This window comes from Phyllobacterium lublinensis, from assembly GCF_020164435.1.
GTDB lineage: Bacteria > Pseudomonadota > Alphaproteobacteria > Rhizobiales > Rhizobiaceae > Phyllobacterium > Phyllobacterium lublinensis.
The window spans coordinates 325755-338727 of record NZ_JAIUDQ010000001.1; the positions used below are offsets into that span (position 1 = coordinate 325755).

Here is a 12973-nt window from a genome sequence, read left to right on the forward strand (position 1 = left end):
CTACGACCGGATTTATAACTGTGCTTCCTTCGCTGCTGCGGCGTATTTTTGCGCCAGGACCGCGCAGACCATGAGCTGAATCTGGTGAAACAGCATGAGCGGCAATACAATGCTGCCAATGCTTTGGCCCGCGAATATCACCGTCGCGATCGGGATACCGCTTGCCAGACTCTTTTTGGACCCGCAGAAGGTGATCGCAATCTCATCCTGCTTGGAAAACCCTGCCCAACGGCTGCCGAACATGGTCACGGCTAGCACGATAGCCAGAATGAGCGCGTCGACGACGATGACAACAACCAGGTCACGGATCGAAATTCGTTGCCATAAGCCTTCAGTCACCGAATCACTGAAAGCCAGATAAACGACCATCAGGATTGAACCGCGGTCCACCGGCATCAGCAGCTTTTTCTTGGCCCGCATGAAATCGCCGATCCATGGCTGCAAGATTTGCCCAAGGATGAATGGTGCCAGCAGTTGCAGCAGGATCGACTCGAGTGCGTCGAGGGAGAATTCGGCATGCCCGCTGGCTGACAGAAGCACTCCAGCCAGTAGTGGTGTCACGAACATGCCGAAAATATTGGAAGCTGACGCGGAACAGATTGCGGCAGGGACATTGCCACCGGCGATGGAGGTGAACGCAATCGATGATTGCACCGTCGATGGCAGCACACAAAGGAACAGGATTCCGGCATACAGCGCCGGCGGAAGGATGCCCGGTACAAGAACTCCGGTGCAGAGTCCGAGAAGTGGAAAAAGCACGAAGGTCGCTGCCAAGATAGTCAGATGCAGTTTCCAGTGCAGAAAACCGGCGATAACCACATCGCGCGACAGTCGCGCGCCATGGAGGAAGAACAGGAGGCCGATTGCACCGTTGGTCGCCAGTCCGAAATAGTCTGCTGCGACGCCGCTGATCGGGAAAAATGATGCGAGTATGACTGTCGCGACCAGCAATATTGTAAAGGTATCGGGCAGAAAACGGGGCATGGGCCTTCCAGCTGCAATGACATTAGCCGGACGACCGTCTAACACGATATCGGGATTGATCCTATCCAGCGTCTGGGATCACCAGACACTGGCAAGTTTCCGAGGTTGGATCGCCTACGCTGCCGCTTCCTGATCGGTGCCGCAAAGTATCAGCAGTTCTTCAAATTGGTTCATGTCGTTGAAACGGCAGAATGCCGGTGGGCGGATCTCGATGACGGGTGCCTCGTGCTGAAGAAATTCCAAACTACTTTCCAACAGTTCTTGCCATGCTGACAGCCTCTCATCTGGCAACCAGCCGATGGGGTAAGCGAACGTGATATGAAACACATATGTATCGTGGTCAGGGTGGCGGTAACCAAATGGAATTGACAAGGCGTCCCGCCACGCCTTGATTGTGGCATCATCTTCGTCGGTAACCCCAGCAACAGTCAGACCAACAGGCGAAACATCAATCACCTTGATCCTGAACGCTCCCTGATTCTGGAGTCCGTCCAGACGCTCCAGATAGATGCTTGTCATGGCATCGATACTGGTGTCCAGCGGCACGTCATCCGGCCAGTACGGCAGTGCTCGCCGATATTCGATGATGCCCTGGAACAAGGTCATGTGAAGGCTGGAGGCCGGTGTAAAGGTCAGCCGGCCGGCGTCGGGCACCGACATCATGCGCTTGCGCACTTCGAGGATTGCTCGCTCGGAGTCCGAGCCTCCCACGAGGTGGCATACAACCGTATTGCCGGGTTCCTTCAGGAAAGTGCCGTTGGCATCATAGCGCGTCCCCAAGTGTCGTGGCGCGACGGAGTTATGGCTGGCGGCATAGCGGGCGAGAGAGGCTTTGATGGAGAGGGACATATTAACTCCAGAGGCACTGCGTGCGCATTCAGAAAATGAGTGGGGAGAATCGGTTGGAAATCGCAGTGTGGCATGCGTATTTGTCAGGGATTTGAACGGACAGTTCCATTTATATCGATTGGACGTGGTCGTATTCGACAGGCATCTGGTCGGGCGGGTGCATCTTTTTTTGACATCAAACCTGATTTGCGCGATCAAGAAATGAAAGCGGGCTAAAATCAGACTCTGGTGGCGATGGAAATGGATGCAAGGGTAGCTTCAAAACCGGCAAATGCAGTGCTGAAGCTTAACAACATAAGCCGTCGCTTTGGTATCACCGACGCGCTCCGCGATGTCTCGCTTGCGATTGTCCCCGGGGAAATTATCTGCCTTGTGGGGCAATCGGGATGCGGCAAATCCTCCCTGTTGAGGATCATAGCAGGGGTGGATACCCCGGATAGCGGCGTCCTTATGCTCAAGGACGAAGAGATCGCCGGACCCAGTCGCTTCGTCGAGCCGGAAGCCCGCAATATCGGATTTGTTTTTCAGGACTACGCCTTGTTTCCACATCTGACTGCCGAGCAGAATGTTCTGTTCGGACTGAAGGGTATGCCGAAGAAGCAGGCCCGTGAACGTGCGGCGGAAATGATCGACCGTGTCGGACTATATCCGCTCATGAAACGCTATCCGCACATGCTTTCGGGCGGGGAACAGCAGCGTGTCGCACTGGCGCGTGCACTGGCTCCGAATCCGAGCATCCTGCTCATGGACGAACCATTCTCAAGCCTCGACCGCGGTCTGCGGGAAAAAGTGCGCGATGAGACCCTAGCCCTGCTGCGGGCACTTGGTACGACGGTGATCATGGTGACGCACGATCCCGAAGAGGCGCTCTCGGCCGGGGACAGGGTGGTCTTGATGCGCAAAGGGGAGATTGTGCAGACCGGCACCGGCTATGATCTTCACGATCGGCCCAATTGCCCCTATGCAGCGGATTTTTTCTGCGCCTTCAACAAGGTTCCAGGCATCTTCAGGAGCGGTGGAATCAGAACGCCCATCGGTACGTTTGCGTGCGAATCCATCCTTGCGGAAGGGGACGCGGCAGTTGCCTACATCCGTCCACAGGCCATCTCTGTGGCACAAGACAAAGGGAATATATCGGGACGCATCAAGGGCCGCCTTTTCCTCGGAGAAGTTGAACAATTGACCGTCCAGGTTGATGGGTTGTCTGAGCCGCTGGTGATACGGACGATGGCACGGCTGCCTGCTGATGCTGACGCTGTTCGACTCACCATGCCGGAAGGAAGAGTGCTTGCGTTCGAGGCACAGTGAGTCGTCTGCGATCAATTCTTTATGATCGGCAGGGGACTATCCGTAATTAAACTTGATTGCTTTACTCTTATATGTTTCAGCACTGTGATATTTGTCCAGAAATTAAGGGGGGTATGTACGATGAACAGGTTTGCCATAACCAAGTCGATATTGGTCGCGGGGTCGGTCGCGCTGATGGGCGGCACCGCTGCGGCGGCTGAAGTCAATATCTACACGACGCGTGAGCCCGGACTGATCCAGCCGCTTCTCGATTCCTTCAAGACTGCGACAGGCATCAACGTCAATACCGTCTTCCTGAAAGACGGGCTTGCCGAACGCGTCGCATCCGAAGGCGAGAGCTCGCCGGCTGACATCCTTATGGCAGTCGATGCCGGCAATCTGGTTGACCTCGTGGAAAAGGGCGTCACCCAGCCTGTCACTTCGACCGTGCTGAACGAATCCATACCAGCGCAGCTGCGTGACCCGCAGGGCAATTGGTTCGCCCTTTCGATGCGCGCGCGTGTCCTCTATGCCGCAAAAGACCTCGACCTCGAGTCCTTCAATTATGAAGATCTTTCAGACCCCAAGTGGAAAGGCAAGGTTTGCATTCGCGCCGGCCAACATCCTTACAACACTGCGCTGTTTGCCGACTACATAGCGCACCATGGTGTTGAAGATGCGGAAGAGTGGCTGACAGGATTGAAGGCCAATCTCGCACGCAAGGCAGCCGGCGGCGATCGTGACGGGGCCAAGGATATCATGGGTGGCATATGCGACATTGCCATTGCAAATTCCTATTATGTCGGACTGATGCGGTCGGGCAAGGGCGGCCCTGAACAGGCTGCCTGGGGCGAGGCCATCAAGATTATACTGCCAACGTTCAAGGAAGGCGGCACGCAGGTCAACATCAGCGGCGCTGCAGTAGCCAAGCACGCGCCCAACAAGGAAGAAGCGATCAAGCTTCTGGAGTATCTCGTCTCCGACGAAGCCCAGGGCATCTACGCCAAGGCCAACTACGAATATCCGGTGAAGCCGGGAGCGCCAACGGACCCGATCATTGCAGCGTTCGGCGAGCTCAAGATTGATCCAACGCCTCTGATCGAAGTCGTGAAATTTCGGAAGCAGGCGAGCGAGCTGGTCGACAAGGTCGGCTTCGACAATTGATGACAGGCGGGTGGCGCCTGGCTCCACCCGCTGTGTCCGCCGATGACCGCAAATCTGACCGATACTCCGGCACAAAGCCGGGCTTACCGACGCTCCGGAACGGCCTGGCTGGTGTCGGCCGGGCTTATAGCCATGCTTGTGCTGCTGCCGGTTTTGGCCCTCGTCTTCCAGGCACTGCAGGGCTCCGCCGGGCTATGGTCGCATCTGATCAGCACGATCCTTCCGGTCGCGTTGAAGGATACCGTCATTCTACTGTGCGGGGTGGGCCTGCTGGCGGCAGTGCTCGGCACGACAACCGCCTGGCTGGTCACTGCCTATGATTTTCCCGGCCGCGGCGTCCTCGAATGGGCGTTGCTCCTGCCCCTTGCCGTGCCAACATACATCATCGCGTACGCTTACCTCGACATCCTTCATCCGGTCGGCCCTGTCCAAGGGGCGATCCGCTGGCTGTTGGGTTATTCCAGTCCTCGCGAATTCCGACTACCCGACATTCGGTCCATAACCGGCTGCATCTTCCTGCTGGGCTTCGTGCTTTACCCATACGTCTATATTCCAACCCGGGCGATGTTCCTTACCCAAACGGCTAACCTGATCGAAGCATCACGGACTCTGGGCATTTCGCGGCGCAGGGTGTTCTGGCATGTAGCCCTTCCGCTTGCGCGCCCCGCGATCGCCGTGGGGATCAGCCTGGCGCTCATGGAGACTTTGAATGATATCGGTGCCTCCGAGTTTTTGGGGGTACGCACGCTGACCGTCTCGATCTACACGACATGGGTGACGCGGGGGGATTTGCCCGGTGCGGCACAAATCGCGCTGTCGCTGCTTTTCGTGGTGGTGGCGCTGATTGCGTTGGAGCGCTGGGCACGGCGCGAACAGCGCTATTCGATCAGTGCGCAAAGGAGCCGCTACTTCGAGCCCCATAGGGTCACTGCCACAAAGGGCTTGCTTCTGTTTTGTCTGGGCCTGCTTCCCGTCGTCATTGGTTTTGTCGCACCCGCGAGCTACCTTGTGACCCATGCGTGGTCACGCTTCCTGTTTGCGGGCCTATCTCCCCGATTTCTGTCAGAGGCGATCAACACGGTCGTGGTTGCGGCAGCGGCCACGGCAATCACCCTGCTGTTTGGCCTTGTCGTGGCATATGCAATGCGCCTGCAGCCCGGGCGAATGTCGATCTGGTTCTACCGGCTCTCAACAATGGGCTACGCGGCGCCTGGTACAGTGGTTGCCATCGGCGTTCTGGTTATACTGGCAATGGTCGACCGCCTTATCGACCAGGCCGCGATTGCCTGGTTCGGACTGTCGACCGGCTTGCTGTTCATAGGTTCTGGAGCAGCGCTGCTATATGCCTACACCGCAAGGTTTCTGGCCATATCTGCAGGCGGAACCGAGGCGGGGCTGGCGCGAATACCGCAGTCTTTCGACCATGCTGCGAGGACGCTCGGGCAGACAACCGAAGGCACGTTCAGATATATCCATCTCCCGCTGTCAAAGGCAGCTCTGACGGCCGGAGGTCTGCTGGTGTTTGTTGATTGCGTCAAGGAGTTGCCTGCGACGCTACTTCTGCGCCCTCTCAACTTCGAGACATTCGCCACGCATCTCTATGGAGAGGCGGCGCGTGGTACCTATGAAGAGGCAGCGATCGCTGCCCTGGCTATCGTGATCATCGGCATAATCCCCGTCATCCTTCTGTCGAAAGTCGGACGGCCCAAGGCCTGAACCGCGTCCTATTTACCCTCCGTTACTGTAAATATCGATCTGGCATCGGATTGGTGATATTCTATTGTATTCTTGGTTGTGGAGGTGCTGAATCAATTCAGCTCGCCGGTGTTCTGGTGAAAATGGCGCTTGTAACGCCGGAGATGCTTCGACTTTTAAATAAATTGTAGCATCCAAGGGTAGGGTAGGAGTATTGAAATGAGCAATTTCAAATCTTTTGCTATCGCAAGCGCGGTCCTGATGTGTTTGGCAACGCCATCCGAAGCTCAGGCGCTCAAGACAATGGATGATGTGGGGCGTGTCATCGCGTCTTGCTGGAACGCCCCTTCGGATTCGAAGGGCACTGTGACATTGAGTTTCAGCTTCAAGCGCGATGGAAGCTTGCTAGGGCCGCCGCGGCCAACGGCCATCGCGGTCGAGGGGGACGACAAAGCTCGCAAACAGTTCATCGCATCGGCGATCGATGCGTTGAGCAGCTGCATGCCGCTGACATTCTCGTCCGGACTGGCGGAGGGTATCGCAGGTCAGGTATTTACCATGCCGTTTACCGCGCCAAAGGACGACGACGGCAGTCCCATGGTCAATACGCAGTGAATCCTGGACGGTCCTCGCTCCGGCTCAATCGGGAACGACGCGCCAGATAGTGTTGCCCACATCGTCTGCAACCAGCAGGGCGCCGGACTTGTCGATTGCAACGCCGACCGGGCGGCCGCGAGCCGTGTCTGCATCACTGATGAAGCCGGTGAGTATGTCTTTCGGGGCACCATTGGGCTTGCCGTTTGCAAATGGCACGAAGATGACCTTGTAGCCGCTGCGGGGCTTCCGGTTCCATGAGCCATGCTGGCCGATAAAAGCGCCGTTCCTGTATTCCTGGTCGAACAGCATACCGGTGTTGAACGTCAGGCCAAGGGAGGCGGTATGGGGCCCGAGCGCATAGTCCGGCTTGATTGCCTTTTCAACAAGATCCGGACGAGGAGGCTTCGCTCGTACATCGACGTTCTGACCGAAGTAGCTGAAAGGCCAGCCATAGAATCCGCCGTCGCGAACGGACGTCAGGTAGTCAGGTACCAGATCGCTGCCGATCTCGTCGCGTTCATTGACTGCTACCCATAACTCCCCGGTCTCGGGGTTCCACGACAGCCCATTGGGATTGCGCAGGCCCGAGGCGAAGACCCGGATGTTGCGCGTCGCAAGGTCGATTTCAAGGACGGCTGCCCGGTTCCTTTCCGCATCAGGTCCATTCTCACCCACATTGCTGTTCGAGCCGACTGTTGCATAAAGTTTTAGCCCGTCCGCACTGGCGATGACATCCTTGGTCCAGTGATGATTGATGGGCCAGGCTGGCAGATCGACGATCTTTTCCGGGGCTGCGGAAATTTCGGTGTCGCCGTCGGTATAGGGAAACGCAACGATGGCGTCAGTGTTCGCCACATAGAGTTTCCCATCGGACAGGGTCATGCCAAAGGGTGAATTCAACCCCTCAAGAAATGTCTCGTGGATCTCGGCGACGCCATCATGATCAGCGTCACGCATTAACGTGATACGGTTGGCACTTGTAGCGTTTGCACCAGCGCGTTTCATGACGACGCTGCTGATCCAGCCACGAATGCTGAAGCTTGGGTTTTTGTCGGCAGGGTTGTTCGATTCAGCAACGAGCACATCACCATTGGGCAGAACATGCAGCCAACGCGGGTGATCAAGGTTCCTGGCAAAAGCATTCACCTTTAACCCTTGGGCCGCAGTCGGAGTTACTCCCTCTGGCCAGGAATCGGCCGGTGCGATATTGACTGTAGGTATCGGTTTGGGATTTGGCGGGGGAAGCGTCGGGTTGGGGCCGTACCCCTCTTCAATAGGGATGGTTGCGGATTCGCGCGAATACAATCGAACGCCGGCAACCACCAGCAGTGCAAGCACGACGATCGTTGAGATGCCAAGTGCCAAGGCTTTCATTTGCGATCCTATTACATTGCCAGAATTCATACAGATGGTCGGATTGGATCATATTCAGTTGCTGATGACACCCCATCAAATGATTGATCGATAACGAAATTTTGAAAACATTGTTTACCCATTGCGAACCGGGCGGCGTTAAGACACCGCCATGTTCGAACGATTGACTCGATTCCTGCTCAGAATTGCCACGCTGGCCTGTATTGGCCTGCATGGCATTGTCCATGCTGCGCCCGGCCTCCCTGGTGGCATGGCCGCGGTTGCCGGATGGCAGCAGCGCCTCGATCCAGCTACCGACAGCAATGACACCACTTTGACGGCCGGTGTCGGAGCTGATTGCCCGGCCCGCAAGCAAATCTGCCATGGTGACTGGTTGGAGACCGCGGCCCATCGCTCGATCCGGATGGCTCAGGCAATGTGCCCGCCATTGGGGGAAACTGTACCGCAGGCCAGTTCCTGGGTTCCTGACGTGCTGCAGAAACCACCTCGAATCTGATTTTCCGCTCGCGACACAGACCTGAACATCAGAAAACGAGGAAGAAATGATTACCAGACGTTGGTTTGCCGCTGGGTTGGCTGCGACAGTACTTGTGCCCGGGACAGCATCGGCCCAAGCGAAGAAAAAGTCCTATCAATTGGATTCAATCTATCAGCCGCAAAGCGTAGCCTACCAAAGCGATTTGCCTGCCGGATCGGTTGTTGTCGATCCGAAGAACAAATTCCTTTACCTGGTCGAGAGCAGCTCCAGTGCTCGCCGCTATGGTATCGGTGTTGGTCGGGCCGGTCTCGAATGGTCAGGTAAGGCGCTGGTGGGCCGGAAGGCAACCTGGCCACGGTGGATCCCGACCAAGGACATGATCAAGCGCGAGCCCGCCAAATATGCGAAATACGCCGTAGGCGTCGATGGTGGCCCCACGAACCCGCTCGGAGCGCGTGCCCTCTATCTTTATCAGGGCGGCCGCGACACCTATTACCGGATCCATGGCACCATACAACCGTGGACCATCGGGCAAAGCATCTCCAACGGGTGCATCCGCTTGACCAATGACCATGTCATCGATCTTTATGAGCGCGTTGGCGTCGGCGCAACTGTCGTGGTTCTTTGATCATTGCGAGTGGCGGCATGCACCGGTGCCGCCACCCCTATTTTTGGCAGTTCAGGGTGTCCGCTTCGGGCGTTGCCAGCGGCATGAGTCCAAAGATACTGCCTATATCCGCCGAATTGAGTATTGCAGTTGCAGCTCAAATCTGAGATCGTTAAACAGCCCTGAAAAGCAAATAAAAACGAATGGGGTGTAGGGTGGAAACATAGTTTGCAATTCACTTGTGTGGAGTTCAACTATGCTTTCAAAATTTAGTCATACCAAAAACATTCCGTCGTCTAAGGTTCAGCAGCATTTTCCTGCACAAAGCGGGAGCGAATTCTTGTGTCTAGAAAACGCGCTACCGCACAGATCGGCGCAGTTTTGTCGAACCTCCAAAAGTTGCATTCAGGGCCTCGGGTACAGGGGGTGGATGTGATGGAAGACAAGACTTTTGCAACGCCGGTAATGGTCAGCCTTGGTGCCATGGGGCTCCGGTTTGTCGCTTCCGCGTGGGAAGCTTTGGAGTGCCTCCGCAATCAATGGCCGCAGCAGGAAGGTGTCGAGTACAAGCGCGCTGTCCGCATCTGCAAAGATGCGCTTGAAGGATGGATGACGGCCGCCAAAGCAAGGCAGGCATTTGTCAGGGCAGCGCGACGCGCGGGCGTTCTTGTCGACAACCCGTCGGCAAAATAGCGGCCTCCTGTGGAAACACCTCTGTTCTATCTGAGACCTTCACCCGTCAGGGTGTGATCGCGCCCTGCGCTACATGCTGCTGCGATTGGTCACGCTCAATCGTCGCTTGCAGGGACGGCCCAGCGAATTGAGTTTCTATGTATCCTCAAAAATATAACGCTGGATATCTTACGCCCGGCGATATATTCAGGCAAACATCTCGATGCCAGAACCGGAGGATAATATGGGTATTCAACGTCGTCTTTGGATAAAATTGACTGTTGCCGCAATAGCGGGCATGTGGCTCGGCATACCGTCTGTCAGTGCACCGGCGGAAGCTGCAGAAAAAGTAACCGTCTTCGCGGCAGCCAGCCTCAAGAATGCACTTGATGACATCACTGCAGCTTGGCAGAAAGAGACCGGCAAGGATGCCACGATATCTTATGCCGCAAGTTCGGCTCTGGCAAAGCAGATCGAATCCGGAGCGCCCGCTGACATCTTTATATCTGCTGATCTCGACTGGATGGACTATGTCGAAAAGAAGAGTCTGATCAACGCAGATACGCGCACGAATCTGTTGGGCAACCGCATCGTGCTCGTCGCTTCCAAGGACAATGTTGAGCCTGTCGAAATCAAAAAAGGTTTCGACCTTGCCAAGCTTCTGGGCGACGGCCGCCTTGCGATGGGTGCAGTGGATACGGTTCCAGCCGGCAAGTATGGCAAGTCCGCGCTTGAATCGCTGGGCGTTTGGTCGTCGGTTGAGAGCAAGGTTGCCGGAGCCGAGAGTGTGCGCGCTGCGCTGCTGCTCGTATCGCGCGGCGAAGCGCCTTATGGAATCGTTTATCAGACCGATGCCGCAGCCGACAAGGAAGTGAAAATAATCGGTACCTTTCCGGAAGACAGCCACAAGCCGATCATCTATCCGCTTGCAATACTCAGCGAGAGCAAGAATGCCGATGCGGTGTCGCTGTTTGACTACATCAAATCGGACAAGGCTGTGCCATTCTTTGAAAAGCAAGGTTTCACAGTACTCAAGCAATGACACTTGCTTCCGGGCGGCAACCTGGAGCCGTTTTAATCAGGGTGGGGGCCTGACGTCTTGAACTGGTTCTCACTCACCAACGAAGAATGGACCGCTGTCCACCTTACCCTGCGCATAGCGTCGGTGGCGATGCTTGTGAGCCTGCCTTTCGGCATTGGGGTCGGCTGGTTGCTGGCACGGGGCAAGTTTTGGGGAAAGTCCGTTCTCAATGGGCTCGTTCATCTACCGCTGATTCTGCCGCCGGTGGTGACAGGATTCATCCTGCTACTCCTGTTTGGCAGGCGCGGTCCGATCGGTGCATTTCTCGACGAATATCTCGGCATCGTCCTGTCGTTCCGGTGGACTGGCGCTGCCCTTGCCTGTGGGGTGATGGGATTTCCCCTGATGGTTCGCAGCATCCGCCTATCGATAGAGGCGGTCGATCGCAAGCTTGAGGATGCGGCCGGGACACTCGGCGCGAGCCCCTTTTGGGTTTTCGCGACGGTGACATTGCCATTGATCCTGCCCGGGATCATCGCCGGCATGATCCTTTCCTTTGCCAAAGCCATGGGCGAGTTTGGTGCCACGATCACATTCGTCTCCAATATTCCGGGAGAGACGCAGACCTTGTCTGCCGCCATCTACACATTCACGCAGGTGCCTGGCGGCGACGCGGGTGCTTTTCGCCTGACGATCATCTCCGTCATCATTTCCATGATAGCGTTGATGGCGTCGGAATTCATGGCCTATCTGGTCGGTCGCCGGGTGGATATCGAATGAGCCTGCATTTCGAAGCAAAACACAGACTCGGCAAATTCGCACTCGATGCCAACTTCACGTCCGACCGAGGCGTTACCGCACTGTTCGGACGTTCCGGTTCCGGCAAGACTTCGATCATTCGTATCATCGCAGGCCTGACCCGACCCGATCATGGAAGAGTTGAAGTTGACGGCGATGTGCTTGTGGATACCCAAAAGGGCATATTTGTTCCCAAGCACAAGCGCCGCTTTGCGACCGTATTCCAGGAGGGACGCCTGTTTCCGCATCTTACGGTTCAGCAAAACCTGAACTATGGGCGCTGGTTTGCACCCAAGACAGGGGACGCCGGCAACCTGTCAAAAATTGTCGATCTTCTCGGTATCGAGTCCATACTGGCCAGGCGTCCCGAAAAACTGTCGGGTGGCGAAAAGCAGCGTGTTGCCATCGGCAGGGCCTTGCTTTCGTCGCCGCGGCTTTTGCTGATGGATGAGCCACTCGCGGCACTTGATGGTGCACGGAAGATGGAAATTCTTCCGTATCTTGAGGCGCTGCGAGACGAAGTGAAAGTGCCGATCGTTTATGTCAGCCACTCGGTGGCAGAAGTTGCCCGGCTCGCCGACCGTGTAGTCGTCGTCAGCGACGGCAAAGTGGCGATGACGGGAACCGCTGCCGATGTTTTGAGCCAGCCCTCTCTATCGGACGCAGCCAATCGCAGGGAAGCGGGTTCTCTCATTGAGGGCAGGGTGAGCGCCTATGATCCAAGGCACCGACTTGCGACGATTGGTTTCGAGTCCTCGCAAATTTACGTCTCAGGCATGGAAATCACAGCGGGTAAGGCGGTTCGCGTCCATATCCTTGCCAAGGACGTGATGCTGGCGACTGTAGGGCCCCAACAACTGAGCGCGCTCAATGTGTTGGAGGGTACAATCAGCGAAATCAGTTCAAATCAGGCAGGCACTGTCGACGTTCGCGTCGATTGCGGGGGAACGCCTATCCTCGCGCACATTACGGCATTGTCCTGCGACCGGTTGGGCCTCAAGCAGGGAATGACAGTTTTCGCGATTATCAAGACGGTGGCGCTGGAGCATCACTGATCATCGGCGCGGATGGTGCCGCTGCGATTTTCGTTGAGCCAATCAAGATCGGATGCGACGGCCCGTTCGAGTTTCTGCTCCATGGACCGAAAGCGACTGAGCAGCTCTTCGCCGAATTCGGTCACGATCGCACCGCCGCCCTGTTTGCCACCACGCTGGGAGTCGACGACCGGGTGCGAAAACATACTGTTCATCGCGCTGACCAGAAGCCATGCCCTCCTGTACGACATGTCCATGGCACGCCCCGCAGCGGAAATGGATCCTGTCGTCTTGATGTGGTCCAGCAACTGCATTTTTCCCCGGCCGATTCTCTCCTTGTTCGGAAAATCGATGCGGAGAACCGTTTTCAGGTCGTTTTTTGAAGGTGAGTTCATGCCATGACCAAGTTTCAT

General features: G+C 56.3%; 14 protein-coding genes. 9 read left to right on the plus strand and 5 right to left on the minus strand.

Features of this window, described 5'->3' with window-relative positions; all coding sequences use genetic code 11:
• Positions 1–12 precede the first annotated feature (12 nt).
• Both K9U38_RS01575 and K9U38_RS01580 read right to left on the minus strand, forming a co-directional pair.
• Entirely contained in the window at positions 13–984 is a 972-nt protein-coding gene (locus tag K9U38_RS01575; RefSeq protein ID WP_224492577.1) for a bile acid:sodium symporter family protein, read from the minus strand.
• Positions 985–1098: 114 nt separating this feature from the next.
• Positions 1099–1833 carry a DUF1868 domain-containing protein gene (locus K9U38_RS01580; protein ID WP_224492578.1) on the minus strand — a complete coding sequence of 245 codons (735 nt, stop codon included), beginning with the start codon at positions 1831–1833 and terminating at the stop codon, positions 1099–1101.
• A 240-nt stretch (positions 1834–2073) separates the two neighbouring features.
• Between K9U38_RS01580 and K9U38_RS01585 the strand changes: the two genes are divergently transcribed.
• The 4 genes from K9U38_RS01585 (at position 2074) to K9U38_RS01600 (ending at position 6594) form a co-directional block, all read left to right on the plus strand.
• Positions 2074–3141 carry an ABC transporter ATP-binding protein gene (locus K9U38_RS01585; RefSeq protein ID WP_224492579.1) on the plus strand — a complete coding sequence of 356 codons (1068 nt, stop codon included), beginning with the start codon at positions 2074–2076 and terminating at the stop codon, positions 3139–3141.
• Positions 3142–3261: 120 nt separating this feature from the next.
• A complete protein-coding gene (locus K9U38_RS01590; protein WP_224492580.1) occupies positions 3262–4284 on the plus strand; it encodes a Fe(3+) ABC transporter substrate-binding protein in 1023 nt (340 codons plus the stop codon).
• 42 nt (positions 4285–4326) lie between these two features.
• On the plus strand, positions 4327–6000 hold the full coding sequence (locus K9U38_RS01595) for an ABC transporter permease (RefSeq protein ID WP_370631801.1): 1674 nt from the start codon (positions 4327–4329) through the stop codon (positions 5998–6000).
• 198 nt (positions 6001–6198) lie between these two features.
• Positions 6199–6594 (plus strand): UCP034077 family protein, encoded by a 396-nt coding sequence (locus K9U38_RS01600; RefSeq protein ID WP_224492581.1) that lies wholly within the window; start codon positions 6199–6201, stop codon positions 6592–6594.
• A gap of 24 nt (positions 6595–6618) precedes the next feature.
• Here K9U38_RS01600 and K9U38_RS01605 read toward each other — a convergent pair whose 3' ends face one another.
• Positions 6619–7950: a PQQ-dependent sugar dehydrogenase gene (locus K9U38_RS01605; RefSeq protein WP_224492582.1), complete on the minus strand. Its 1332-nt coding sequence runs from the start codon at positions 7948–7950 to the stop codon at positions 6619–6621.
• Positions 7847–8341, minus strand: a complete 495-nt coding sequence (locus K9U38_RS01610; RefSeq protein ID WP_224492583.1) for a hypothetical protein — start codon at positions 8339–8341, stop codon at positions 7847–7849. The genes K9U38_RS01605 and K9U38_RS01610 overlap by 104 nt, the downstream gene beginning before the upstream one ends.
• A 151-nt stretch (positions 8342–8492) precedes the next feature.
• On the opposite strand from K9U38_RS01610, the gene K9U38_RS01615 reads away from it, so the two are divergent.
• The 5 genes from K9U38_RS01615 (at position 8493) to modC (ending at position 12581) form a co-directional block, all read left to right on the plus strand.
• A complete protein-coding gene (locus K9U38_RS01615) occupies positions 8493–9056 on the plus strand; it encodes a L,D-transpeptidase (protein WP_224492584.1) in 564 nt (187 codons plus the stop codon).
• Positions 9057–9470: 414 nt separating this feature from the next.
• Positions 9471–9728 (plus strand): DUF982 domain-containing protein, encoded by a 258-nt coding sequence (locus K9U38_RS01620; RefSeq protein ID WP_224492585.1) that lies wholly within the window; start codon positions 9471–9473, stop codon positions 9726–9728.
• 223 nt (positions 9729–9951) lie between these two features.
• Complete coding sequence (gene modA / locus K9U38_RS01625) at positions 9952–10749, plus strand: molybdate ABC transporter substrate-binding protein (RefSeq protein ID WP_255606874.1); 798 nt, start codon at positions 9952–9954, stop codon at positions 10747–10749.
• A gap of 57 nt (positions 10750–10806) precedes the next feature.
• The gene (modB, locus tag K9U38_RS01630; protein ID WP_224492586.1) at positions 10807–11508 is read left to right on the plus strand and encodes a molybdate ABC transporter permease subunit; all 702 of its coding nucleotides are present in this window, start codon (positions 10807–10809) and stop codon (positions 11506–11508) included.
• Positions 11505–12581, plus strand: coding sequence for a molybdenum ABC transporter ATP-binding protein (gene modC / locus K9U38_RS01635; RefSeq protein ID WP_224492587.1), 1077 nt, complete (start codon positions 11505–11507; stop codon positions 12579–12581). The genes modB and modC overlap by 4 nt, the downstream gene beginning before the upstream one ends.
• On the opposite strand, the gene K9U38_RS01640 is transcribed toward modC, so the two are convergent.
• Positions 12575–12955 carry a winged helix-turn-helix domain-containing protein gene (locus tag K9U38_RS01640; RefSeq protein WP_224492588.1) on the minus strand — a complete coding sequence of 127 codons (381 nt, stop codon included), beginning with the start codon at positions 12953–12955 and terminating at the stop codon, positions 12575–12577. The genes modC and K9U38_RS01640 overlap by 7 nt on opposite strands.
• Positions 12956–12973 lie beyond the last annotated feature (18 nt).